This is a genomic window from Kingella pumchi (genome assembly GCF_022288825.1).
In the GTDB taxonomy this organism is placed as follows: domain Bacteria; phylum Pseudomonadota; class Gammaproteobacteria; order Burkholderiales; family Neisseriaceae; genus Kingella_D; species Kingella_D pumchi.
Map to the genome: position 1 here is coordinate 146,478 of NZ_JAKOOW010000024.1, position 22,970 is coordinate 169,447.

Here is a 22,970-nt window from a genome sequence, read left to right on the forward strand (position 1 = left end):
CGGCTACCAAACCGCGGTCAGCGAACGCGGTGCTACCCTTTCCGGCGGCGAACGCCAGCGCATCACCATCGCCCGCGCCATCCTGCAAAACCGCCCCATCCTCATCCTTGACGAAGCGACCGCCTTTGCCGATGCCGAAAACGAAGCGCTCTTGATGCGCGCGTTGGCGGCGTTGATGCAGGACAAAACCGTGCTGATGATTGCCCACTGCCTCGCTACCATCCGCCACGCCGCGCAGATTCTCGTCTTCGACCACGGCGAGTTGGTAGAACAAGGCGACCACGCCAGCCTCATCGCGCAAAACGGCCACTACGCCCGCCTGTGGTAGGCCGGAGAAGCCGTCCAACACTGGCGCATTGGTGGCGCGGAACAATAGGCAGCCTGAAAGATGGTTTGGGTTTTCAGGCTGCCTTTTTTTTGTCGGAATTACGCCGAAAAGTGGTTGCGCCACAAAAGCGCCAGCTGCCACAGCGCCCATGCGCAGACCAGCAGGCCGGCGGCCAGGCGGATACGGCGGTTTTGCAGCACACGCTGTAGGCAGCTGGCGAAAATGCCCATTGCCAAAAGATTGGGCAGGGTGCCGAGACCGAAAGCGGCCAGATACAGCGCGCCTTTGAGCGCCGAGCCGCTGCCCAAGGCATACAGCGAGGCGTTGTAAACCAAACCGCAGGGCAGCCAGCCCCACAACAGGCCGATGCCGAAGCAGGCGGGGACGGAGCGTATCGGCAGCAGGCGGTTGAGCAGGGGATTGAGCCGCCGCCAAACCGGTTTGCCCAGCGTTTCGATTTTGCCGGCGGCAGCGGAAATGCCGCTCAGATACAGTCCCATCATTAGGAGCAGCAGATTGGCGGCAGCAAACAGCACAAGCTGCAGCGTGCGCGTATGATCGAGCAGCATGCCCGCTTGCGACAGCGCCCCCATCAGTGCGCCGATCAGGGTGTAGCTGCTGATTCTGCCCAGATTCATCAGCAGTATCAGCCACACCCGCCCGATATGCGGCGGCAGATGCAGGGCAAAGGCGCTGCTCAAGCCGCCGCACATGCCCGCGCAGTGCGTGCCGCCGAAAAAGCCGAGCAAAAACAGCGTCAGCACGGTGATTTCTTGCTGCATGGCAAAGTACCGGAAAAAAGCGCGCATTTTACGCCGCCGCGGTGGCAAAACCAAATTTTCAGGCTGCCTGAAAATGCTTTTGAGAACGGATATTGGATAGCTATACCAAAGAAATCTTTAAGGTTAATCGCAGTTTCAAAGAAAGGACAGTAGGGCTATAATGCGCCGTTTTTCTTTCACCAACCGTTACCGAAGAGGTTTTTATGAGCATTCAGGAACAAATCAAAGAAGTCGTTACCAACCACCGCGTCGTGCTGTTTATGAAAGGCACGCCGAAATTTCCGCAGTGCGGCTTTTCCGCCCGCGCCGTGCAGATTTTGAAAGAAGTGGGTTTTGACGACTACGCCAGCGTTAATGTGCTGGACAACGATGCCGTGCGCCAGGGCATCAAAGAGTTTTCGAATTGGCCGACCATTCCGCAGCTGTATGTAAACGGCGAGTTTGTTGGTGGTGCCGATATTATGATGGAGATGTTTGAAGCGGGGGAACTCAAAGACGTGCTCACCGCCGAAGCCTAAGACGTTCTCGGCAAAACAAAGCAGCCTGAAAACCGGTTTTTTGGTTTTCAGGCTGCTTTTTATCGTGGGCTTACTGGAAAACTTCGCAGTTTGTATCGGCGCGGCCGGGGTTGCGGAAAAAGTCAGGCTCATCGCAACTGGAAGTGCTGCTCTCGCACAGCACGGTGCTCAAATCGTGGCTGACCACCAAAACCCGCGGCTCGCTTTCGCGATCGAATGCCACGGCTTTGAGCGCATAGCTGTTTTCACTGTTGGTCCCGCGCGGATTGCCTTGGAAGCGGATGCAGAAATGTTCGGTTTGCGGGTGGGGCAGGTCGGCCCAAGTGGTGCTGTTTTTCTTGAAGTTTTTATGCTGGCTGTAATGCTGCTCAAGATGGCGGACGTTTTCCAACATCGCGGTTTGCGCTTCGTGCAGGCGTTTTTTGCGGGTGTAGCTTTGATAGCTGGGATAGGCAATCACGGCAAGTATCGCCAGCACGGCAATCACCGTCATCAGTTCGATAAGCGTAAACCCCTGTGTTTTTGTGCGCGAAAAAACAAACTGCTGCATTTTGCTTCCTTTCGGTTGGCATGAAATGGCGGCAGTTTGATGTTCTTAAGATTTAATTTTTGTTATTCGCTAATTAGTTTAGAAAACTTCGCATTCGTCATCAGTCATCATGGATGTGCCTGAGTTTGAGCTAAGTGAATCTTGCAAACCGGCTAAAGTGCATTTGCTGAAATTACCGCTTACCGAAGAGTAAACAAGATAAACTTTCCTGTCTGGATTGGCATTTAACGGGCGCGCAGTCATCAGGTAGGAGCTGGATTCGGCTTGTTGGAGCGAAATGGCATAACCGCTATCGGGATCGCCTTTCAAAGCAGGCGTGTTGGCACACGCCCCGTTATTGTTGCCGCTATTGGCATTAGTAGCGCCGACGCAAAAAGTACGGTGTTTGCCATAATGCTGCTCCATCATACGAATATTGTCGTTCATCAGCGAGCGGGCGTTTTCCAAGCGGCTGCGTTCGATAAACTGTTGGAAACTGGGGTAGGCGATCACGGCCAAAATGGCGATGACCACAATCACGATCATCAGCTCGATAAGTGTGAAACCTTGGGTGCGGGCTTGGTATTTCATAGGTATGGCGGAGTAATGTTTGAATGATTAGACCCTTTCAAGCAATTCACGTGCAGATTGCCTGATCTGCTTTCAGGCAGCCTGAAAAACCTTGTGAAGATGCCTTTGCACAAACAGACGGAATTTAACCGAATCTATTGCCAGCGGCACGGCTTTGCGCTATCTTTGGCCTCCCTTTTTCTCCAAACCCCGGCGACGTTTTTTACGGCCGGCAAAACGCTGGTTACCCCGTTCGGACGGTGCGCGTACCCTAAACCGCTGCCCGCCCGAACAGCATTACAGGTGCATTGGTAAGGCGTTTTCCTGTCTTAAATTTCCACGCCAGATACAAGAGGTTGTCATGCAAATATCAGGTGCACAAATCGTTGTGCAAAGCCTTAAGGCCGAGGGCGTCGAGTACGTTTTCGGTTATCCCGGCGGCGCGGTTCTCGAAATCTACGACGCCATCTACCAACTGCATAAATTCGAACACATTCTGACCCGACACGAGCAGGCGGCGGTACACGCGGCGGATGCTTATGCGCGCCGAAGCGGCAAGGTCGGCGTGGCGCTGGTAACGTCCGGCCCGGGCGCCACCAATGCGATTACCGGCATCGCCACCGCCTACACCGATTCGGTGCCGCTGGTGGTGATTTCCGGCCAGGTCAGCTCGTCGATGATCGGCAGCGATGCTTTCCAAGAGATTGATATGGTGGGAATTTCCCGCCCATGTGTAAAACACAATTTCTTGGTAACGAATATCGACGATTTGGCGCCGTCGATTAAAAAGGCTTTCCAAATCGCCCGCAGCGGCCGCCCCGGCCCGGTGGTGGTGGACATCGCCAAAGACGTAACCCAGGCGGTTGCCAAGTTCAGCTATCCGCAGGAAGATTTGTTTATCCGCTCTTACCAGCCGGTAGTGCAGGGGCACGTCGGCCAGATTAAAAAAGCGGTGCAGATGCTTGCTGCGGCCAAACGCCCGCTGGTTTATTTCGGCGGCGGCGTGGTTTTGGGCAATGCGGCAACCGAGCTGACAAATTTTGTCCAATTATTGGATATTCCCTGCACCGCCACCCTGATGGGGCTGGGCGCTTATCCCTCGTCTGACCGCCGTTTTCTTGGCATGCTCGGCATGCACGGCACCTATGAAGCCAATCTGGCGATGCAAAATGCCGATGTGATTTTGGCCGTCGGCGCCCGTTTTGACGACCGCGTGGTATCGGTGCCGGCCAAGTTTCTCGAAACGCCGAAAAAAATCATCCATATCGATATCGACCCTTCGAGCATTGCCAAGCGCGTAAAAGCCGATGTGCCGATTGTGGGCGATGTCAAACAGGTTTTGCAGGAAATGGCCGGCCTGTGGCGCAAGCAGGAATTGCAGTTCAATCCCGCCGCTTTGGAAAAATGGTGGCAAACTGTTGAGAGCTGGCGCAGCCGCAACTGCCTGGATTTCGAGCCGAAAGAAAACGTGATCCTGCCGCAGCAGGTTATCCGCACGCTGGCCGAGCTTACCGGCAACCGCGCGGTAATCACTTCCGATGTCGGCCAGCACCAGATGTTTGCCGCCCAGTACTATCCCTTTGAAGAGCCGCGCCAATGGCTCAATTCTGGCGGTTTGGGCACCATGGGCGTCGGCCTGCCGTTTGCCATGGGCGCTTATCTGGCCGACCCCAGCCGCGATGTCTGCTGCATTACCGGCGAAGGTTCGATCCAAATGAACATTCAGGAAATGAGCACCTGCCTGCAATACAATCTGCCGGTAAAAGTCATCTGCCTGAACAACGGCTATCTGGGCATGGTTCGCCAATGGCAGGAGCTTTATTACAGCAACCGCGAATCGGAAACCTATCTGCAGTCGCTACCCGATTTTGTCAAACTGGCCGAAGCCTACGGCCACGTCGGCATGCGCATCGAAAAACCGCAGGATGTCGAAGGCGCGCTGCGCGAAGCGCTGGCGCTTAAAGACCGCTTCGTATTCATGGACTTCTTGACCGATCCCAAACAAAACGTCTTCCCGATGGTCGGCAACGGCAAAGGCTTAAGCGAAATGGTACTGCCGCCGCATATGCGCGAGAGCAGGGCAGATTCCGATGTGAACGAAGTAACCGACCGTGCCTACGACAAAAGGAGCGTGCCATGATGCGACACATTTTATCGATTCTGATTGAAAACGAATCCGGCGCCATGAGCCGCGTGGTCGGCCTGTTTTCCGCACGCGACTACAACATCGACTCGCTCTCGGTGGCCGCCACCGAAGATCCCACCCTATCGCGGATGACCATCGTTACCCGCGGCGGCGACGGCCTGATCGAGCAGATTACCAAGCAGCTCAACAAGCTGGTCGAAGTGGTGAAAGTGGTTGATTTGAACAGCAGCCGCCACGTCGAGCGCGAACTGATGCTGGTAAAAGTGCGCGCCGTCGGCAAAGACCGCGACGAGCTGTACCGTCTGTCCGAAATCTACCGCGGCCAGATTGTCGATGTCAGCGAAAAAATCTATACCGTCGAAGTAACCGGTACTTCCGACAAACTCGACAGCTTCTTGGAAGCGCTGCCCAAAAGCCTGATTTTGGAAACCGTGCGCACCGGCGCCGCCGGCATCGGCCGCGGCGAGCGGATTCTGAAAATCTGAGCCTTGCCCGAATAGGCACTGCCGCAGGCCGGCAGTGCCTTTACCTTACCCGCATTTTGCGGCAAAACCTCTTGCAGAACACCTTTCAGGCAGCCTGAAAATCTTGCCGGTATGGCTTGCGACCAAACGCCGGCCGCCGGAGCGCTGCCAAACTTAATACCCAAGCGCTTCATGCTAGAATCCAAATCGTTTTCAGGCTGCTTTTAGGCAGCCTGAAACACCCCATAGACACAGACAGACCACGGGAAACACTATGTCCGGTTCACTGATTGCCCCCAATTACGACGTCCGCGCCTACCGCGAATACGCGCAAAAACATTATCCCGGCCTGTGCCAGCCGCGGCCGGAAGACAGCCACAAAGGCACTTTCGGCACGCTGGCCGTGATCGGTGGCGCCGAAGGCATGAGCGGCGCGGTGCTGCTAGCCGCGTCCGCCGCCCTGTACACCGGCTGCGGCAAAGCGATTGCCGCTTTCAACCAAGCTGCTTTGCCGCTGGCTGCCGACCCCGTCCGCCCCGAGCTGATTCTCGACACCCTGCCCAAAGTGCTCAAGCGCCCCGGCATCGACACCTGGGTGGCCGGCTGCGGCCTCGGTCGCGACGACAATGCCGTGCGCCTGATCCAAGCCCTGTGGAACAGCGGCATCCGCCAGCTGGTGCTCGATGCCGATGCTCTGCATATCTTGGTTGAAAACCCGCAGCTTTTCCCCTTGAGCAAACGCGCCGATTTGGTGCTGACCCCGCATCCGGGCGAAGCCGCACACCTGCTCAATATTAGTGTGAACCAAGTGCAGGCCAACCGCTCGTGGGCGGCGCGCGAGCTGGCCAGCCGTTATCGTTCGTGGGTGGTGCTTAAAGGCCATCAGACCGTGATTTCGTCGTCGCGCGGCTTTTTGCACGTTAATCCCAGCGGCAACGCCGGTTTGGCAGTGGCCGGCAGCGGTGATGTCCTTTCCGGCATGATCGGTAGCCTGATGGCGCAGGGTATTGCGGTTGAAGAAGCAGTTTCCGCCGCCGTTTGGCTGCATGGCGCCGCCGCCGAAATACTTGCCGGCCAGCAGATCGGCCCCATCGGCCTGCAGGCCGGCGAAATCGCCCTGGCCGTCCGCTGGCTGCGCAACCGGCTGGCGGCAAACTGATGCCATCTCTCCATATTTCGCCCAAGCAGCCTGAAAAGCGTTTGCCGCGCCAGATCTTTCAGGCTGCCTGAACCCTGAAAAGCAGCCTGAAACCAAAATCCGCTCTATCCGGCTCTTGCGCCCAAGACAAAGCAGCCTGAAAACCGCCAAACGGTTTTCAGGCTGCTTTTTATGACGGGTTTCAACGGCCAATCTGCTCCGCGGCGCCGTCCAAGCCGCGGTTGAGGCTGTCAACCATCGCCGGATAGCCATCGCCCTGCTGCGGGGTAAGGACGTGGAAGCTCTTGATGCTGCCGTCGGGGCGGCGGGCGGTGCCGCTGATTTCGGTCTGCCCCCGATAGCTGCCCTGAAAGCGGTCGAGATGGATGTCGAGCACGGGGGCATTATCGTTGGCGAGTTTGGCGGGCAGATACAGGGCACTGCCGCTGCGGTTGAGGCGGTTGGCAAAGGCGGCGGCCAGGGTGTCGGCCAGCGGTGCCGCCCACAGATTGCTTTGGGCAAGGTTCAGATGGTGGGCGTCGGTTTGATAAAGCAGGCTGCCGCTGCCGATGGGTTCGGCCAGACGCACGCGCACGGCGGTGGCGTGGCGGGTGGCAGCACGGTTTTCAGGCAGCCTGAAAGCGCTGTCGGGCAGCTGGTAATACTGCGTCGGCGGGGTGCTGCCGCAGGCGGCAAGCAGCAGGGCAACGGCAAGGGGGAGCAGGCGTTTCATCGGCTTCCTTTCGGGGTGGGGTCTTGGGCGCTGCGTTTGAAAATCAGGGCGTTGGGCTGCTCTTTCAGGGTGTTGAGCAGCGGCTGGGCGTCGCGCAGGGTGCGGTCGATGCTGTCGAGGGTTTGCTGGGCGTCTTGGTACAGCGGCGACTGCGGCGAGATACCGCCGAGGGTTTGGCGCAGCTGCTGCAGGGTGTGCTTGAGCTCGGCCGGCAGCTGCTGGGTGGCGGGGCTGCCGATCAGGCGGTTGGCGGAATTAAGCGTATTTTCGGCGCTGCCCATCATGCGCTGGGCGTTTTTCAGGGTCTGGCGCAGCTCGCGCAGATTACCGTTCAGCTCGCCAACGGTTTTTTCCAGCGGCAGTTCGTTGAGTTTGGCCAACAGCTTGCCGACCTGATCTTGCAAATCGCCGCCGCTGCGGCTGGCGAGTACCGGATCGCCGGCGTATTCGGCGTGCGGGCGCAGCAGATTGCCGCTCTCTTCGCTCAATTCGATCATTTTGCTACCCAGAATCAGATTGTTGCTGCCGATGGTTGCGGCCAGGCCGCGGTCGGAGGCAGCCTGAAAAGCCTGCTGCCAGTATTCGCGGCTTTGCGGCTCGGCGCCGGCTTCGAGCCGTTCGGGGTCGATGCGGATGCGCACCGGAACCCAGCCGTTTTCCAGCAGTTTCAGGCTGTCGCCGGCGGCAAAATGGGGCACGGCGGCCACGCTGCCGATGCGCAGTCCTTTGTATTCGACGGGCGCGCCGCTTTCCAAACCGCGCACCGAGCCTTGGAAAAACACGGTGTAATAAAGGGTGCGCGGGCCGGGCAGGTTTTCGACTTCGGCGCGGTTGTTGTAGATTTTGAAATTCTGGCCGCTGGATACCGATTGGGTGGAACTGCCGGCGTGGCTGGGCGTGGAAAAGGAGATGGCACCGGAGAGCAGGGCGGAGAGCGGCGGGCTGTCGATGCTCAAACCGCCGCCGCCGGTTTGCACGCGCAGGCCGCTGTCGAGCCAGAAACGGCTGTCGGCGGAGAGCAGGCTTTCGTTGGGGCTGTGGATGAAGACGGTGTAGCGCACAGTTTGGTCGGCGGGGGCGAAATCGGCGGATTCGACGGTGCCGACGATGTGGTTTTCATACAGCACGGGGCTGCCGACATTGACCATTTTGCCGTTTTTGCCGGAAAGAAAGAGCCGCAGGCCGCTTTGGCCGATGGCGGCCACCGGCGGTAGGTCGGATACGGTGAACTCGCTGGCTTCTTCGTTGCTTTTGCCGGGGGTGAAGGCGATGTAGGAGCCGGAAACCAGCGTGCCCAGACCGGTGATGCCGTTTTGGTCGATGCGCGGTTTGACCACCCAAAACTGCGTGTCTTTGCGCATCAGCGGGGCAACGTCTTTATTCATGCGGGCGGTGATCTCCACGCCGCTTTGGTCGTCGCGCAGGCGGATATTGACCACGCGGCCGACTTCTACGTTCAGCACCTTAACGGCAGTGGTATTGACTTCGATGCCTTCGGCGTTGTCCATCAGCAGGGTGATTTCGGGGCCTTTGCTGCGGGCGTTCTGCACCAGAAGCCACACGCCAGTAAGCGCGGCGAGCAGGGGAATCAGCCACACGGTGGAGCGCAGGGTGCGGCTGTTGCGGATGCGGGCGTCTTCAATCGACGGCGCGGGTTTTGGGGCTGGAGTTTCGGGGGTAGTCATGTTTCAGGCAGCCTGAAAAAATCAAGGTTCGGAAGAAGGGCGCTCGGCGGCGGCATGGTCCCACAGCAGGCGCGGGTCGAAAAAATAGGCCGAGCACATGGTGAGTATCACCACCAGGCAAAAATACACCGACGCCGGGCCGGGGCTGACGTGGGCGATCGGCGTGTGAAAAGCGCTCATCATCATAATGATCACAAACACATCGATCATCGACCAGCGGCCGACCGCTTCGGTGATACGGTACTGCAGCGACATCGCCCACACCGGCATCAGCGGCTTGAAGCGGGCGCAGTAAAGCAGTACCAGCATCGACAGGATTTTCAGCGTCGGCACCGCGATGCTGGCGCTAAAAATGATGACGGCAATCAGCTTGTCGCCGTCGTTCCACATAAAAATGATGCCGCTCATAATGGTGCTGATTTCGGTTTTGAGCGGGTTGGAGGAAATCATAATCGGCAGCAGGTTGGCCGGCAGGTAAAGAATCGCCGCCGCCAGCAAAAAAGCGGCCGACAGCGACAGGCTGCCCGGGCGGCGGTATCCGAGTTCGGTGCCGCACACGCCGCAAAAGCCTTCGGAGAGCGGGCGAAAATGCAGACAGCGGGTGCAGCAGACGGTATTTTCGGCAGCCTGAAAGGCTTTCAGCCGGCGGGTGCGGCGGATCTGGCGGTACACCCAGTGTTCGGACACCGCCAGCGAAGTGCGCAGCAAGAGCAGCGCCAATACCGGCAGCAGCCAAAACGCGGCGCCGAAATCCACTTGCGCCACGGTTACGATTTTGATGTAGGCCACCATCACCGAAATAAAAAACACGTCCACCATCAGCGCATGGCGCAGGCGGGTAATCAGCCGCGCCGCCCACAGCATGCCCGGCGGCGTTTTGCCCTGCCACAGCGAAAAATACAGATACAGGCACAGCAGCACAAACAACAGCGGCACACCGAAAGTAAACACAAACAGCACGCCGCCGAGAAAACCCCAGTCGCCGCCCAGCAGGGTAAACAGCATTTCAGGCAGCCGCAGCGGCGAATACACCCCGGGCATCGCAATCGTTACAAAAGGCAAGCTGTACACCAACAGCAGCACGATCAGCGAGGCCAGCGCGCAGGCCAGCGTCATCATATACGGCCGGCTTTCGATGCGCGCCAGCGGATGGTGGCAGCGCGGGCAGGACGCTTCCTGCCCCTGATACAGCGTCGGCAGCGCCACCCGCAGGCCGCACACCGGGCAGTCCGCCTGATGAGCGGGCAGGGTGGCGTTGGGCAGGTAGAAGCGCTGCCGTTTGGCGGTGGCGGGGCGGTAGGTGCGGCCGGACATGGCGGAAAGAAAAGGGGAAAAGGTGCAAAGTATATAGCGAATCGAGCCGGCGCTCCATAGTGCCCCTGCAGGCAGCCTGAAAAGCCCCCGCGCCTTTTGCCGCAGGGCAGGCGAAATGTTAGAATCCGGCCGTTTTCAAGCGTCCTCAAGCCAATGCCGCCATGACCCTGAACATCATCGACCACCCGCTGGTGCGCCACAAGCTCTCGCTGATGCGCGCCGCCGACTGCAGCACCAGCAAATTCCGCACCCTGGCCAAAGAACTCTCGCGGCTGATGGCCTATGAAGCCAGCCGCGATTTTGCCACCGAGTCTTACCGTTTTGAGGGCTGGTGCGGCGAAATCGAAGGCGAGCGCATCAAAGGCAAAACGATTACCGTGGTGCCGATTCTGCGCGCCGGCTTGGGCATGCTCGACGGTGTGCTCGATCTGATTCCCACCGCCAAAATTAGCGTGGTCGGCCTGCAGCGCGACGAAACCACCCTGCAGCCGGTGCCGTATTTTGAAAAACTGGTCGATAAGATGGATCAACGCCCCGCGCTGATTATCGATCCCATGCTCGCCACCGGCGGCTCGATGGTCGCTACCATCGATCTTCTGAAACAAAAAGGCTGCCGCCACATCAAGGCGCTGGTGCTGGTGGCCGCGCCCGAAGGCGTGCAGGCGGTGGCTGCCGCCCATCCGGACGTTGCCATCTATACCGCCGCGCTCGACAGCCATCTGAACGAAAAAGGCTACATCATTCCCGGCCTGGGCGATGCCGGCGACAAGATTTTCGGCACGCGCTAGGTGCTAGGATATTTTGATATTCGGCTTTTCAGGCTGCCTGAAACCCCAAAAGCAGCCTGAAAACGCTGCAATCCAATCAGAAAAGGAAACCTTATGGGATGGCTGTCCAAGCTGTTCGGCAGCGACGGCGGCGGCCGCAGCGCCAAGCCGGAAAACTTCGAGCAGTGGTTCGAACAATATGCCGCGCTAGGCTTTGAGCGCCAGCAGCAGTTTGCCGAAGAAACCGCCGATGCCGGCGAAGCCGAAGTCGATTTGGGCCGCGGCCGGCTGCGTTTTGCCGACGGCAGCGAATACGGCGTGCAGCTGATCGGCAGTCTGGCGCACACGTCCGACACCTGGCTGTGGGGCTGGGCAAACCAAACCGTCGGCAGCGACAGCCCCTTTGTCCAGCAGTCGGCACGGCTGCGCCAGCTGGGCGAAAAATTCGTGCTGCCGTTTTTCTGCATGGACAAAAACCCCTACAGCGGCGACCAGATGCACCGCCTCGGCCTGTTTGCCGTCGGCATGTTCGGCGCGCTGGGCTACCATCCGCTTAATCTGGGCGACTTCACCCTGCTGCTGAACGTCGGCTACAACCAAGACCCCGGCGCCCATCCCAATCCCGCCATCGAGCAAAAACGGCTCGCTTCGGTATTTTCCCAACTGATCGCCGCCTATCCGGTTTACGACCAGCTTCACGCGCTCGAATGCTATCTGCGCGCCAAAGGCTACCAAACCGCCGTGCGCGCCGATGCCGCCGGCAGTCTGCTTGAAGCGCAGCAGGGCAGCCTGAAACTTTCCGCCGCCTTCGACAGCGCCCGCCGCCTGATCCAATTGACCGCCTAACCCAGGAACCCGCTATGAACTTTCAAGAAAACCTCGCCCAAATGCCCGATATTTCCCGCCTTTCCGGCTTGGAAGTGTTGGATGAAAACGGCCATACCGTCCACCACATTCCCGCCGTCGAAGGCAAACTCGGCAGCCTGAAACTCTACAACGCCCTCTCCGAGCGCTTTTCAGGCTGCCTGAACGCCAAAGCCGCCGCGCAGGGGCTGGCCTGGTTTGCCGAGCATGTCGCCGATGCCGAGCAGCATCCCGGCAAGCATCCGAATATCGATCTGCTGTTTAAAGTGCGCGACGACAACCTGAAACTCACGCTCAAACCGCTGCCGCTGCTGGCTATTTGAATAGTGCAGGCAGCCTGAAAACCCCGCCGCCCCTTTATCTCCCCGAAAGCCGATTATGGACATCCTGTTTATCGCCGACCCGATGGCCGGTTTCAAAACCTACAAAGACACCACCTACGCCATGATGCGCGAAGCCGCCCGCTGCGGCCACCGCCTGTTCCACACCCTGAGCAGCGCGCTGTCGGTAAAAGACGGACAGGTGTTTGCCCAAGCCGCCGAGTTTGAATTTATCGGCGCCCGCCACGATCACGACCACGCCTGGTTTCAGGCTGCCCCCGCCGCCGAAACCGCGCTGACCGCCTTTGGCGCCGTGATTATGCGCACCGACCCGCCTTTCGACATGCAGTATCTCTACGCCACCCAGCTTTTGACGCTGGCCGAAAGCCACGGCGCCAAAGTGTTCAACAGCGGCCAGGCGATGCGCGACTTCAACGAAAAACTCGCCATTCTCAACTTCCCGCAATTTACCGCCCCCACGCTGGTATCCACCCGCGCCGCCGACATCCGCGCCTTTTTGCACCAGCACGGCGACATTATCGTCAAACCGCTCGACGGCATGGGCGGCATGGGCATTTTCAGGCTGCGCGAAGGCGACCCCAACACCGGCAGCGTGCTGGAAATGCTGATGCAGCTGGAAAGTCGCACCATTATGGCGCAGCGCTACCTGCCCGAAATCGTGCACGGCGACAAACGCATTTTGGTGATCGACGGCAAAGTCGTCCCCTTTGCCCTTGCCCGCATCCCGCAGCAGGGCGAAACGCGCGGCAACCTCGCCGCCGGCGGCCGCGGCGTAGCGCAGGAGCTCTCCGAACGCGACCGCGAAATCGCCGAAAGCCTCGCCCCCGAACTCAAACGGCGCGGCATCATGCTCGCCGGCCTGGACGTTATCGGCAGCCATCTCACCGAAGTCAACGTAACCAGCCCCACCGGCTTTCAGGAAATCACCAAGCAAAAAGGCTACGACGTCGCCGCGCAGTTTATCCAAGCCATCGAGCAGGCAGCCTGAAAACCCGAAAAACCGGCTTTCAGGCTGCCTGAAAGCCCATCCGCCCCGCTATCCCATGAAACAATATCTCGACCTGATGCGCCACGTCCTCGACCACGGCACCGACAAATCCGACCGCACCGGCACCGGCACCCGCTCGGTGTTCGGCTACCAGATGCGCTTTAACCTGCAAGACGGCTTCCCGCTTCTCACCACCAAAAAACTGCACCTGCGCTCCATCATCCACGAGCTGTTGTGGTTTCTGCGCGGCGACACCAACATCCAATACCTGCGCGACAACAATGTAACCATCTGGGACGAATGGGCCGACGAAAACGGCGATCTCGGCCCCGTTTACGGCTACCAGTGGCGCAGCTGGCCGACGCCCGATGGCGGCAGCATCGACCAAATCGCCAATCTGATCGAGCAAATCAAACGCAACCCCGACAGCCGTCGTCTGATTGTTTCTGCTTGGAATCCCGCGCTGGTCGATGAAATGGCGCTGCCGCCCTGCCACGCCATGTTTCAGTTTTACGTTGCCGAGGGAAAACTCTCCTGCCAGCTCTACCAGCGCAGCGCCGACATTTTTCTCGGCGTGCCGTTTAACATCGCCAGCTACGCCCTGCTCACCATGATGCTCGCCCAAGTCTGCGGCCTGCAGGCGGGCGAGTTCGTCCACACCCTTGGCGATGCCCATCTCTACAGCAACCATTTCGAGCAGGCCAGGCTGCAACTGACCCGCGAACCGCGCCCGCTGCCGACCATGACCCTCAATCCGGCGGTGGACAATCTGTTCGACTTCAAATACGAAGACTTTGAATTAAGCGGCTACGACCCGCATCCGCACATTAAAGCCGCCGTTGCCGTCTGAACAAGCAGCCTGAAACCTGAAAAAGGCAGCCTGAAAAGCCGTTTGCCGCTTTCAGGCTGCTTTTGCCGGCGGCGCGGGCAGACCGTTTGCGCGGGATGGCGGCGCAGATATTTTTCAGGCTGCCTTTTCAGGGCGGCACCAAGTTTTCAGGCTGCCCGCAGCACAGCGCGGGCAGCCTGAAAACCTTATTCGATATTGAGCCGCTCGAGCCGGTAGCGCATCGAGCGGAAGCTGATGCCGAGCATCTTCGCCGCCTGGGTGCGGTTGTTTTGGCTGATTTTGAGCGCGTATTCGAGAATCTGCTGCTCGATGCTGTCGAGATAGTCTTGAATCTGCGTCGAACCCAAACGAAAGCCCGGCAGGCCGTCGATAATCTGGTGTTCGCTGGCGGCGTGCTCGTCGCCGTGGCCGTTGCTGATGGCGGGTTCGGCTTTGGCCAGCAGCGGGTCGGCATTAAGCTGAAGATCGTCCACTTCGATGGTGTTGCCGGCGGCCAGGGCGACGGCGCGCTCCAAAATGTTTTCCAACTCGCGGAAATTGCCCGGATAGCTGTATTGCAGCAGCGCTTTGCGCGCGGCGGGGCTGATGCTGACGCCGCTGCCGTGGTGGCGCTGCAGCAGGCGGTCAATCAGGCCTTCGAGGTCTTCGCGCATGTCGCGCAGGGCGGGCATATTGAGGGTAACGACGTTCAGACGGTAGAACAAGTCTTGGCGGAATTGGCCGGATTCGACAAGTGCGGCGAGGTTTTTGTGGGTAGCGGAAACAATGCGCACATCTACTTGCACTTCCTGCGCATCGCCGATGCGGCGCACGGCTTTTTCCTGAATGGCGCGCAAGAGTTTGACCTGCATCGCCAGCGGCAGGTCGGCCACTTCGTCGAGAAACAGCGTGCCGCCGTGGGCGTGCTGGAAGAAGCCTAAGCGGTCTTGGTCGGCGCCGGTGAAGCTGCCTTTTTTGTAGCCGAAAAACTCGCTTTCCATCAGGTTTTCGGGGATGGCGCCGCAGTTGACGGCAATAAAGGGGCCGTCGCGGCGGTCGGACAATTCGTGGATGCTGCGGGCAGCCTGCTCTTTACCGGAACCGGATTCGCCGGAAATGTACACCGGTACGTTGGCACCGGCGAGCTTGCGGATCAGCTGGCGCACCTGTTCGATCTGCGGCGAGGAGCCGAGCAGGCGGGGCAGATCGCCGTTGCTGCCGCCGACATCGGCGGCCGGTTTGCTGCTGCGCACGGTGCGCGGTTTGGCCGGCTGGACAGTCTCTTCAACAGCGGCGGGCGTTTCGCTTTGGACTTCGCGTGCTTTCAGGCTGCCTGTGTCTGCGGCGGTTTCGGGATTGGCTGAGCCTTCGTCTTGAACTTTGATCGCCGACTTCACCAGTGTGCGCAGCTGGGCGAGGGTGATGGGCTTTTGCAGGTAGTCGAAAGCACCGATTTTCAGCGCCTGCACCGCTTGGTCGGCATTGCCGAAAGCGGTGATGACGGCCACCGGCACGTCCAAGCCTTTTTCGTTGATGTATTCGACCACTTCGAGGCCGGAGCCGTCGGGCATACGCATATCGGTGAGTACCAGCGAGTATTTGCTTTGGTCGAGTTTTTTGCGCGCGGCATTCACGCCCTCGGCGGTCTCGACGGAGAGCCCCATCTTCATCAGGGTCATTTCCATCAAATCGCGGATATCGGCTTCGTCGTCCACCACCAATACGGGGCGGTTCAGGCTGTTTTTGCTCATATTTTCACTCTCGGTAGGATCAATTCGAAGGATTTGGCGCGCGGCAGGTAGCTCAGATCGCCCTTATTGGCATGCGCCAGCTCGCGGGCAACATACAGCCCGAGTCCGGTGCCTTGCGCCTGGTTGGTTTGGAAAGGCTCGAAAAGGTGGGGCAGCATTTCAACGGCCACGCCGGGGCCGTCGTCCCATACGCGCAGGGATATGTGGCGCTCGTCTTGGTAGCCGACGCTGATAACCACGCTCTCTTTGCCTTTGCTGCTGTGGCGCCAGGCATTGTTGCAGAGGTTCCATAAAATTTGCTGCAAATGCATGGCATCGAAGGCGACTTCGACTTTTTCCGGCGGCATGTCGGTGGTCAGGCAGCCGTTGAGCACCTCGGGGCGCGCCAGCAGAAACTCCTGCACAAACTGGCCGACAAAAGGAATCAGGCGGATGCTTTCGGTGCGGATGCGGTCGCGTTTGTTGAGCGAGGAGACTTCCTCAATCATTTTGTCGATGCGGGCGGTGTTGTTTTCGATGATGCCGGTGAGTTTTTCGCTTAAGGGATCGCCCTCGGCCGATTCGGTGAGCAGGCCGTTTGCCTGGCGGATGGCGGAGAGCGGGTTGCGGATTTCGTGGGCAAGGTTGGCGGTGAGCATGCCCAGCGAGGTAAGTTTGACGTTCTGCGCCTCGGCCTGGCGGTCGCGGTCGGAGCGGATAAACAGAATCAGCAGCTCGGTGTTTTTCTGCACGATCGGCACCGCGCGCACGTGCATCAGCAGCCCTTCCAGTGCGGCGGTTACTTCAAAGCCGGCCTTGCCCGAACCGATCCACTGATGCACCAGCTCGCCGGCAAAGGGCACCGTGCCGCCGACCACCAGATTGGGAAAATATTTCAGCGCCTGGCGGTTGCACGACCACAGCTTGCTGTCGGCATCCAATACCAGCGCCGCTTCCTGCACGCGGTTGAACACGATTTGGTTGAGCGCGCGCAGCCGCTCGTAGGCGCGGCGGTGCTGGAGCACCGAATCGCCGGCATTGCTCAGATAGCTGGCGGAAAACGAAGTCATATAGGGCACGGCGTAGCAGGCGGCGATCAGCAGAATCTGGCCGGCCACCACCGGCAGGTTGTTGCGAATGATGTCGGCGCTCATCGGCCACAGCGAAAAAGCGGTATTGCACGCCACTAGCAGCGCGGCATAGGTGCCGTAGAGAAAGGGATAGCGGCCGTAGCTGAGCAGGCAGGCAGCGGCAAGAAAGGGCAGCATCAGGATGCCGAAGCCGGAGCTGACGCCGCCGGCCAGAAAGCTCAAAAGCGCCATCATGGTGATGTCCACTACCGAGCTGGCGTTGGGCAGATTGGTGCCCTGGTGTTGCCAGCTCGGATAGGCGATGCTGACCATAATCACAAAGCCGTAGGCAATGCACCATACCGACAGCCAATACTGGTTACGCAGCAGCGGCACATAATGCACCGATTTCATGTGCACCAGCATGGTGGAGAAAATCAGCAGCGAAAACAAAATGGCGATGCGGGCGATATTGAGCAGGCCGATAACCCGCTTGCTGTAGTCGTACCATTCCTGCCAGTTCGGCTGTTTGGCCAGTTCGATTTTAATGCCCATCCTTATGCTTCTCCGTTTTCAGGTTGCCCTGTGCCGCGGATGCCTTTCAGGCTGCCTGAAAGGTCCAACAGCCTGCCTTTGCGGCCGCGTTTGCCGTCGATGTCGGCCACGCGCAGGCGCTCGCGGCTGGTGCCGCCGCGTTTGCCGGCGATTTCGGCGGTGTATTCGGCGGCGTCGGTGATTTCGGTGAGCGCGAGCGTATCGCCTTCGGCCAGCGACATCAATTGCAGGCCGCGGCCTTTGGCCATGATTTTCATCTCGGCCAGCGGGAAAGCCAGCAGGCGTTTGCCGGCGCTGGCGGCGATCACGCGGCAGTCGGGGTTGATCAGGGCGGATTGGTACACGCGCACCGGCATCAGCACTTCTTCGCCCTTGTCGAGCGTCATCAGCACCTTGCCGGCTTTGACGCGCGAAGCCATGTCTTCGAGCTTGGCGATAAAGCCGTAGCCGCCGGAATTGGCCAGCAGATAGTGGTTTTCAGGCTGCCCCGACAAAATGCACAGCACGCGGGCGCCGGCCTGCAATTCGATTAAGGACGCCAGCGGCACGCCGTCGCCGCGTCCGCCGGGGATGGCGGCGGTATCGACGGTATAGCTGCGCCCGAGCGTGTCGAGCACGATTAAGGGCTGCACGCTGCGGCTCTCTAATACCTGCTGCAGGGCGTCGCCTTCTTTAAACGCGGTCTGCGCCAAATCCAGCCCGTGGCCGGCGCGACTGCGTATCCAGCCTTTTTGCGACAGAATCAGGGTAACCGGCTCGTCGGCAGTGGTGTGGGTGAGCGCGGCGCGTTCGGCAGCCTGAACCAGCGTGCGCCTTTCGTCGCCAAACTGCTTGGCGTCGGCCTGCATCTCTTTGACCATCAGCTTTTTCTTTTCGCTCTCGTCGGCGAGCAGGTTTTTCAGGCTGCCTTGTTCTTCGCGCAAATCGTTCAACTCTTTTTCCAGCTTGAAGCCTTCGAGACGGGCGAGCTGGCGCAGGCGGATTTCCAAAATGTCTTCGGCCTGCACGTCGCTCAAACCGAAAGCCGCCATCAGATCGGGCTTGGGCTCGTCCGACTCGCGGATCACGCGGATTACTTCGTCGATATGCAGGAAAACAATCATCCGCCCTTCAAGGATGTGGATGCGCTTTTCCACCTGCGCCAGTCGGTGCGCCAAACGGCGGGTCAGGGTGGCAACACGGTAGTCCAGCCATTCCTGCAAAATGGTTTTCAGGTTTTTCTGCGCAGGGCGCTTGTCGTTGCCCATCATCACCAGATTTACCGGCACATTGCCTTCCAGGCCGGTTTGCGCCATCAGCGTATTGACGAAATTTTCCGGCTCGATGCGGCTGGATTTGGGCTCGAATACCAAACGCACCGGATGTTCGCCGTCCGATTCGTCGCGCACGCGCTCGATTAAATCCAGCATCAGCTTTTTGGTATTGAGCTGGTCTTGGTTGAGCTGTTTTTTGCCCGCTTTGGGCTTGGGATTGGTCTGCTCTTCGATTTCCGCCAGAATTTTGGCGGCGTTGGTGTTGGGCGGCAGCTCGCTGACAATCACGCGCCACTGGCCGCGCGCCAGCTTTTCCACTTCGTAGCGCGCCCGCACCCGTACGCTGCCCTTGCCGGTTTCGTACAGCGCGAGCAAATCCTTGTGCGGCGTGATGATGTGGCCGCCGCCGGCAAAATCGGGCGCGGGAATGTATTCCATCAGATCCGCCGTTTGCAGATAAGGCTTTTTCAACAGCGCAACCGCGGCTTGGGTTACTTCGCCCAGATTGTGCGGCGGGATTTCAGTCGCCATGCCCACCGCAATGCCCGACGCGCCGTTGAGCAGCACCATCGGCAGCCGCGCGGGCAGGGAAACCGGCTCTTCAAAAGCACCGTCGTAATTGGGTACAAAATCCACCGTGCCCTGATGCAGCTCGGAGAGCAGCAACTCGGCAATCGGCGTCAGCCGCGCTTCGGTGTAGCGCATCGCCGCCGGGCCGTCGCCGTCGCGCGAGCCGAAGTTGCCGATGCCGTCGATCAGCGGATAGCGCAGCGTGAAGTCCTGCGCCATGCGCACCATCGCTTCATAGGCCGAACTGTCGCCGTGCGGATGGTATTTGCCGAGAATCTCGCCGACCACGCGCGCCGACTTCACCGGCTTGGCATTGGCCGCCAAGCCCATCTCTTTCATCGCAAACAGAATCCGCCGTTGCACCGGTTTTTGGCCGTCGCCCACGTCGGGCAGCGCCCGCCCCTTGACCACGCTCATCGCGTATTCGAGATAGGCGCGCTCGGCATATTGGGCGAGAATCAGGCTGTCGCCTTCGGGCGGCAGCGGGATGGTGTCGGTCATGGCGGGTATCCGTGGCAAAACTGCAAAGGCGGCATTTTAACATATCGGCGCAGGCAGCCTGAAACCGCAGCAGCAGCGTTTTCAGGCTGCCTGACGGGGCAGACGGCAAAAAGCAGCCTGAAAAGCGGGATTCTGCTTTCAGGCTGCTTTTGGGTTATGGCTGCTTTGCTGCTTTACCATAATGATCGTTTCCTTCACCGCCACCTATTACACCGTCAGAGCAGGCTTTTTGCGGCAGGCCGACGTCGATACTTTCCCGTTCATTGGGGAGCGCCAGATGATCGACGGCTGAAAAGTAGCTGTTGATCTGTGCCAGTTCCCGTTTGCCCTTGCCGGCGCGGCAGATGTCGCGTCGGATTTTCTGCCACATGGCATCCTGCCATTGCTGCGGGGAGCGTGCGGTATCGGCTGTCGGCAGCAGGCGGAAGTAGCGGTGCAGCACGTCGTCTTTCAGTTCGATGCGGTAGATTTCCAAGCCGTCGCTGTGCGGGACGGGCAGCTGCTTGTTTGTTTCGCGGTAAACGACAGTCAAGACGGTGCGGGCGCTGTCGGCTTCGATTTGCTGCGGCGTTTTTTCTGCCAAAAGCCGCGCGCAGTGGCCTTTGGGCAATGTGATGCTTACGGTGGTGTGCCATTCGGGCAGGGCGTAGCGGCCGCGCAGGCCGATGTGCCGGTTGATTTCGCGCGACTCGTTTATTTTCAGGCAGAACGAGTAGTTCGCGCTTGCGCGGAACATATCGTGCAGATCCTGCCGAGTGTAGCGGTCGCCAAAGGGCAGGGCGGAACGGTAGTTTTCAAGCAATACGTCAAACACCAGAAAACCGCCCTGTTGCCTGACGTCCTTTATTTCAAGTTGTGCGCCGTTGCCGAGAGCTTCTTTAATCGGCAGGTTTTGACGCAGAGCTCTGATTTCGTGCTGGAAATCTTTGAAAAACGCCCGATCGCTGATGTCTCCGGCAAAGGCAGCCTGAAACGCTGCTGCTGCGAAAAGGGCGGCTGCCCGTTGTTTGGGTTTGGCAGACATGGTTTTTCCTTATTTTTGGGGTAACGATGGTTTTCAGGCTGCCTTTGCGCTTGCAAGGCAGCCTGAAACGTTTGGGGCTTTACGGTTTAACCCACTTTATCCCCCGGCTGTGCGCCCGCATCCACGTCCAAGAGTTTCAGTTTGCCCTCGGCGGTGGCGGCGGAGAGAATCATGCCTTCGGATACGCCGAATTTGGCCATTTTGCGCGGGGCGAAGTTGGCGACGGCAATCACCATGCGGCCGTTGAGTTCGCTGGGATTCGGGTAGCTGGCGGCGATGCCGGAGAAGATAACGCGTTTTTCAAAGCCGAAATCCAGGTCGAATTTCAAAAGCTTGGTGCTGCCTTCGACAGCTTCGCAGTTGATGACTTTGGCCACGCGCATGTCGATTTTCATAAAGTCGTCAAACGATGCCTGCTCGGCGACTTTTTCGTATTTGCTCTCGGCTTCGGCGGGCGCGGCGGCAGCCTGAATGCTTTGTTTGTTGGCTTCGATTAAGTTGTCCACTTGGGTTTGCTCCACTCGTTGCATTAAATGTTCGTATTTGTTGATGGCGTGGCCTGCGGGCAGGGTTTGCGCGGCCATGTCCCACGAAAGCGCGGGGAGATTCAGGAACGCGGCGGCCTGTTCGGCAACGCGCGGCAACACGGGCGCGAGATACACGCTCAATACGGCAAAGGCGTTAATCAGCTCGCTGCATACTTGGTGCAGGCGCGCTTCCTGGCCTGCCTGCTTGGCGAGTTCCCACGGTTTGTTGGCGTCGGTGTATTCGTTTACCGCGTCGGCCAGCGCCATGATGTCGCGCAGGGCGCGGGCGTATTCGCGCTCTTCGTAGGCGGCGGCGATGGTTTCGCTCTCGGCGGCGAGTTTTTTCAGCAGGGCGCTGCCGGATACGTCTTTCAGGCTGCCTTCAAAGCGTTTGGCGATGAAACCGGATGCACGGGCGGCGATATTCACATACTTGCCGACCAAATCGCTGTTGACGCGCGAGATGAAGTCTTGCAGGTTTAAGTCGATGTCTTCGATTTTGCTGTTGAGTTTGGCGGCGATGTAGTAGCGCATCCATTCTGGGTTAAGGTTTTGTTCCAAATAGGATTTGGCGGTGATAAACGTGCCGCGCGATTTGGACATTTTTTGGCCGTCCACGGTTAAAAAGCCGTGGGCGAATACGCCGGTGGGGGCGCGGTGGCCCGAGAAATGCAGCATGGCCGGCCAAAACAGCGCGTGGAAGTACAAGATGTCTTTGCCGATAAAGTGGTACATCTCGGTGTCGGAATCGGCGCGGAAATAGTCGTCGAACTCAATGCCGATGCGGCTGCACAGGTTTTTAAACGAAGCCATATAGCCTACGGGCGCATCGAGCCACACATAAAAATATTTGCCCGGTGCGCCGGGGATTTCAAAGCCGAAATAAGGCGCGTCGCGCGAGATGTCCCAGTCGGAAAGCGCGGTTTCGCCGTCTTTGCCCAGCCACTCGTTCATTTTGTTTAAGGCTTCAGGCTGCAAATGCGGCTGCACGCGGCCGTCTGAAAGGGTGGTACTGCCCGATGTCCATTGTTTCAAATAATCGGAGCACTCGCCGAGTTTGAAGAAAAAGTGTTCGGATTCTTTGAGTACCGGCGTTGCGCCGGATACGGCGGAATAGGGTTTGATGAGCTCGGTGGGGGAATAAGTGGTGCCGCACACTTCGCAGTTGTCGCCGTATTGGTCAGCGGCGTGGCATTTGGGGCATTCGCCTTTGACAAAGCGGTCGGGCAGGAACATTTGTTTTTCGGGGTCGAAAAGCTGCTCGATGGTGCGGCTTTCGATTTTGCCGTTGGCTTTCAGAGCGAGGTAGATTTTTTCGGAAAGCTCTTTGTTTTCAGGTGAGTGGGTGGAGTAGTAGTTGTCGTAGCCGATGAGAAAGCCGGTAAAGTCGGCCAGATGCTCTTCGCGCACGCGCGCAATCATGTCTTCGGGCTGCACGCCCAGTTTTTGCGCCGCCAGCATTACCGGCGTGCCGTGGGTGTCGTCGGCGCAGCAGTAGCGGCAGTCGTGGCCGCGCAGTTTTTGGAAGCGCACCCAGATGTCGGTTTGGATATGCTCGACCATGTGGCCGAGGTGGATGCTGCCGTTGGCATAGGGCAGCGCGGAGGTAACGAGGATTTTGCGTGGGGAAGTCATGGGATACGGTCTCGGAAAACTGCCGCAGCGCGGCCGGAAAAAGGCGGCATTATGCCACAAAGCGGGTGTTTTCAGGCTGCCTTGGCAGGGGCAAAAGCAGCCTGAAAGC

21 protein-coding genes are annotated in these 22,970 nt (G+C 59.0%); 10 read left to right on the forward strand and 11 right to left on the reverse strand.

The window, feature by feature from the left end:
• Positions 1 to 328 (forward strand): ATP-binding cassette domain-containing protein (locus MB824_RS06775; RefSeq protein WP_238747445.1); only part of this gene is annotated, 328 nt, incomplete at its 5' end.
• 98 nt (positions 329 to 426) lie between these two features.
• On the opposite strand, the gene MB824_RS06780 is transcribed toward MB824_RS06775, so the two are convergent.
• On the reverse strand, positions 427 to 1,110 hold the full coding sequence (locus MB824_RS06780; protein ID WP_238747447.1) for a sulfite exporter TauE/SafE family protein: 684 nt from the start codon (positions 1,108 to 1,110) through the stop codon (positions 427 to 429).
• A 203-nt stretch (positions 1,111 to 1,313) separates the two neighbouring features.
• Between MB824_RS06780 and grxD the strand changes: the two genes are divergently transcribed.
• Positions 1,314 to 1,628, forward strand: a complete 315-nt coding sequence (gene grxD / locus MB824_RS06785) for a Grx4 family monothiol glutaredoxin (protein ID WP_238747449.1) — start codon at positions 1,314 to 1,316, stop codon at positions 1,626 to 1,628.
• 70 nt (positions 1,629 to 1,698) lie between these two features.
• Here the strand turns inward: grxD and MB824_RS06790 are convergent, their stop codons facing one another.
• Positions 1,699 to 2,178, reverse strand: coding sequence for a type IV pilin protein (locus tag MB824_RS06790; RefSeq protein WP_274070102.1), 480 nt, complete (start codon positions 2,176 to 2,178; stop codon positions 1,699 to 1,701).
• A gap of 78 nt (positions 2,179 to 2,256) precedes the next feature.
• Positions 2,257 to 2,748, reverse strand: a complete 492-nt coding sequence (locus MB824_RS06800) for a type IV pilin protein (protein WP_305067912.1) — start codon at positions 2,746 to 2,748, stop codon at positions 2,257 to 2,259.
• Between the two features lie 340 nt (positions 2,749 to 3,088).
• On the opposite strand from MB824_RS06800, the gene ilvB reads away from it, so the two are divergent.
• From ilvB to MB824_RS06820, 3 genes are all read left to right on the forward strand, one after another.
• Entirely contained in the window at positions 3,089 to 4,867 is a 1,779-nt protein-coding gene (gene ilvB / locus MB824_RS06810; protein WP_238747451.1) for a biosynthetic-type acetolactate synthase large subunit, read from the forward strand.
• Entirely contained in the window at positions 4,867 to 5,358 is a 492-nt protein-coding gene (ilvN, locus tag MB824_RS06815; protein WP_238747522.1) for an acetolactate synthase small subunit, read from the forward strand. The genes ilvB and ilvN overlap by 1 nt, the downstream gene beginning before the upstream one ends.
• Positions 5,359 to 5,611: 253 nt before the next feature.
• Entirely contained in the window at positions 5,612 to 6,496 is an 885-nt protein-coding gene (locus tag MB824_RS06820; RefSeq protein ID WP_238747453.1) for an NAD(P)H-hydrate dehydratase, read from the forward strand.
• A gap of 181 nt (positions 6,497 to 6,677) precedes the next feature.
• Here MB824_RS06820 and MB824_RS06825 read toward each other — a convergent pair whose 3' ends face one another.
• The 3 genes from MB824_RS06825 to MB824_RS06835 are packed head-to-tail and all read right to left on the reverse strand — an operon-like array spanning position 6,678 to position 10,207.
• Entirely contained in the window at positions 6,678 to 7,208 is a 531-nt protein-coding gene (locus MB824_RS06825) for a PqiC family protein (protein WP_238747455.1), read from the reverse strand.
• Positions 7,205 to 8,893 carry an intermembrane transport protein PqiB gene (gene pqiB, locus MB824_RS06830; RefSeq protein WP_238747457.1) on the reverse strand — a complete coding sequence of 563 codons (1,689 nt, stop codon included), beginning with the start codon at positions 8,891 to 8,893 and terminating at the stop codon, positions 7,205 to 7,207. Before pqiB ends, MB824_RS06825 begins: the two co-directional genes overlap by 4 nt.
• 21 nt (positions 8,894 to 8,914) lie before the next feature.
• Positions 8,915 to 10,207 (reverse strand): paraquat-inducible protein A, encoded by a 1,293-nt coding sequence (locus MB824_RS06835; RefSeq protein WP_238747459.1) that lies wholly within the window; start codon positions 10,205 to 10,207, stop codon positions 8,915 to 8,917.
• Between the two features lie 161 nt (positions 10,208 to 10,368).
• Between MB824_RS06835 and upp the strand changes: the two genes are divergently transcribed.
• The 5 genes from upp (at position 10,369) to MB824_RS06860 (ending at position 14,017) form a co-directional block, all read left to right on the forward strand.
• Positions 10,369 to 10,995 (forward strand): uracil phosphoribosyltransferase, encoded by a 627-nt coding sequence (gene upp, locus MB824_RS06840; RefSeq protein ID WP_238747461.1) that lies wholly within the window; start codon positions 10,369 to 10,371, stop codon positions 10,993 to 10,995.
• 93 nt (positions 10,996 to 11,088) lie between these two features.
• Positions 11,089 to 11,820 carry a DUF6882 domain-containing protein gene (locus MB824_RS06845; RefSeq protein WP_238747463.1) on the forward strand — a complete coding sequence of 244 codons (732 nt, stop codon included), beginning with the start codon at positions 11,089 to 11,091 and terminating at the stop codon, positions 11,818 to 11,820.
• A 14-nt stretch (positions 11,821 to 11,834) separates the two neighbouring features.
• Positions 11,835 to 12,161 (forward strand): DUF2322 family protein, encoded by a 327-nt coding sequence (locus tag MB824_RS06850; RefSeq protein ID WP_238747465.1) that lies wholly within the window; start codon positions 11,835 to 11,837, stop codon positions 12,159 to 12,161.
• Between the two features lie 55 nt (positions 12,162 to 12,216).
• Positions 12,217 to 13,167, forward strand: coding sequence for a glutathione synthase (gene gshB, locus MB824_RS06855; RefSeq protein WP_238747467.1), 951 nt, complete (start codon positions 12,217 to 12,219; stop codon positions 13,165 to 13,167).
• A 55-nt stretch (positions 13,168 to 13,222) separates the two neighbouring features.
• Positions 13,223 to 14,017, forward strand: coding sequence for a thymidylate synthase (locus MB824_RS06860; RefSeq protein ID WP_238747469.1), 795 nt, complete (start codon positions 13,223 to 13,225; stop codon positions 14,015 to 14,017).
• 185 nt (positions 14,018 to 14,202) lie between these two features.
• On the opposite strand, the gene MB824_RS06865 is transcribed toward MB824_RS06860, so the two are convergent.
• The 5 genes from MB824_RS06865 to metG all read right to left on the reverse strand — a co-directional run bounded on the left by MB824_RS06865 (position 14,203) and on the right by metG (position 22,861).
• Positions 14,203 to 15,747, reverse strand: a complete 1,545-nt coding sequence (locus MB824_RS06865; RefSeq protein ID WP_238747471.1) for a sigma-54-dependent transcriptional regulator — start codon at positions 15,745 to 15,747, stop codon at positions 14,203 to 14,205.
• The gene (locus tag MB824_RS06870; RefSeq protein WP_238747473.1) at positions 15,744 to 17,351 is read right to left on the reverse strand and encodes a two-component system sensor histidine kinase NtrB; all 1,608 of its coding nucleotides are present in this window, start codon (positions 17,349 to 17,351) and stop codon (positions 15,744 to 15,746) included. The genes MB824_RS06865 and MB824_RS06870 overlap by 4 nt, the downstream gene beginning before the upstream one ends.
• A gap of 2 nt (positions 17,352 to 17,353) precedes the next feature.
• Positions 17,354 to 19,675 (reverse strand): DNA topoisomerase IV subunit A, encoded by a 2,322-nt coding sequence (gene parC, locus MB824_RS06875; RefSeq protein WP_238747475.1) that lies wholly within the window; start codon positions 19,673 to 19,675, stop codon positions 17,354 to 17,356.
• 154 nt (positions 19,676 to 19,829) lie between these two features.
• Positions 19,830 to 20,699: a hypothetical protein gene (locus tag MB824_RS06880; protein WP_238747477.1), complete on the reverse strand. Its 870-nt coding sequence runs from the start codon at positions 20,697 to 20,699 to the stop codon at positions 19,830 to 19,832.
• 86 nt (positions 20,700 to 20,785) lie between these two features.
• On the reverse strand, positions 20,786 to 22,861 hold the full coding sequence (gene metG / locus MB824_RS06885; RefSeq protein ID WP_238747479.1) for a methionine--tRNA ligase: 2,076 nt from the start codon (positions 22,859 to 22,861) through the stop codon (positions 20,786 to 20,788).
• Positions 22,862 to 22,970: the final 109 nt, after the last annotated feature.

Excerpts from the sequence above, each read along its gene's own strand:
- MB824_RS06780 (WP_238747447.1), bottom strand. The coding sequence starts at position 1,110 with ATGCAGCAAGAAATCACCGTGCTGACGCTGTTTTTGCTCGGCTTTTTC.
- grxD (WP_238747449.1), top strand. The coding sequence starts at position 1,314 with ATGAGCATTCAGGAACAAATCAAAGAAGTCGTTACCAACCACCGCGTC.
- MB824_RS06790 (WP_274070102.1), bottom strand. The coding sequence starts at position 2,178 with ATGCAGCAGTTTGTTTTTTCGCGCACAAAAACACAGGGGTTTACGCTT.
- MB824_RS06800 (WP_305067912.1), bottom strand. The coding sequence starts at position 2,748 with ATGAAATACCAAGCCCGCACCCAAGGTTTCACACTTATCGAGCTGATG.
- ilvB (WP_238747451.1), top strand. The coding sequence starts at position 3,089 with ATGCAAATATCAGGTGCACAAATCGTTGTGCAAAGCCTTAAGGCCGAG.
- ilvN (WP_238747522.1), top strand. The coding sequence starts at position 4,867 with ATGCGACACATTTTATCGATTCTGATTGAAAACGAATCCGGCGCCATG.
- MB824_RS06820 (WP_238747453.1), top strand. The coding sequence starts at position 5,612 with ATGTCCGGTTCACTGATTGCCCCCAATTACGACGTCCGCGCCTACCGC.
- MB824_RS06825 (WP_238747455.1), bottom strand. The coding sequence starts at position 7,208 with ATGAAACGCCTGCTCCCCCTTGCCGTTGCCCTGCTGCTTGCCGCCTGC.
- pqiB (WP_238747457.1), bottom strand. The coding sequence starts at position 8,893 with ATGACTACCCCCGAAACTCCAGCCCCAAAACCCGCGCCGTCGATTGAA.
- MB824_RS06835 (WP_238747459.1), bottom strand. The coding sequence starts at position 10,207 with ATGTCCGGCCGCACCTACCGCCCCGCCACCGCCAAACGGCAGCGCTTC.
- upp (WP_238747461.1), top strand. The coding sequence starts at position 10,369 with ATGACCCTGAACATCATCGACCACCCGCTGGTGCGCCACAAGCTCTCG.
- MB824_RS06845 (WP_238747463.1), top strand. The coding sequence starts at position 11,089 with ATGGGATGGCTGTCCAAGCTGTTCGGCAGCGACGGCGGCGGCCGCAGC.
- MB824_RS06850 (WP_238747465.1), top strand. The coding sequence starts at position 11,835 with ATGAACTTTCAAGAAAACCTCGCCCAAATGCCCGATATTTCCCGCCTT.
- gshB (WP_238747467.1), top strand. The coding sequence starts at position 12,217 with ATGGACATCCTGTTTATCGCCGACCCGATGGCCGGTTTCAAAACCTAC.
- MB824_RS06860 (WP_238747469.1), top strand. The coding sequence starts at position 13,223 with ATGAAACAATATCTCGACCTGATGCGCCACGTCCTCGACCACGGCACC.
- MB824_RS06865 (WP_238747471.1), bottom strand. The coding sequence starts at position 15,747 with ATGAGCAAAAACAGCCTGAACCGCCCCGTATTGGTGGTGGACGACGAA.
- MB824_RS06870 (WP_238747473.1), bottom strand. The coding sequence starts at position 17,351 with ATGGGCATTAAAATCGAACTGGCCAAACAGCCGAACTGGCAGGAATGG.
- parC (WP_238747475.1), bottom strand. The coding sequence starts at position 19,675 with ATGACCGACACCATCCCGCTGCCGCCCGAAGGCGACAGCCTGATTCTC.
- MB824_RS06880 (WP_238747477.1), bottom strand. The coding sequence starts at position 20,699 with ATGTCTGCCAAACCCAAACAACGGGCAGCCGCCCTTTTCGCAGCAGCA.
- metG (WP_238747479.1), bottom strand. The coding sequence starts at position 22,861 with ATGACTTCCCCACGCAAAATCCTCGTTACCTCCGCGCTGCCCTATGCC.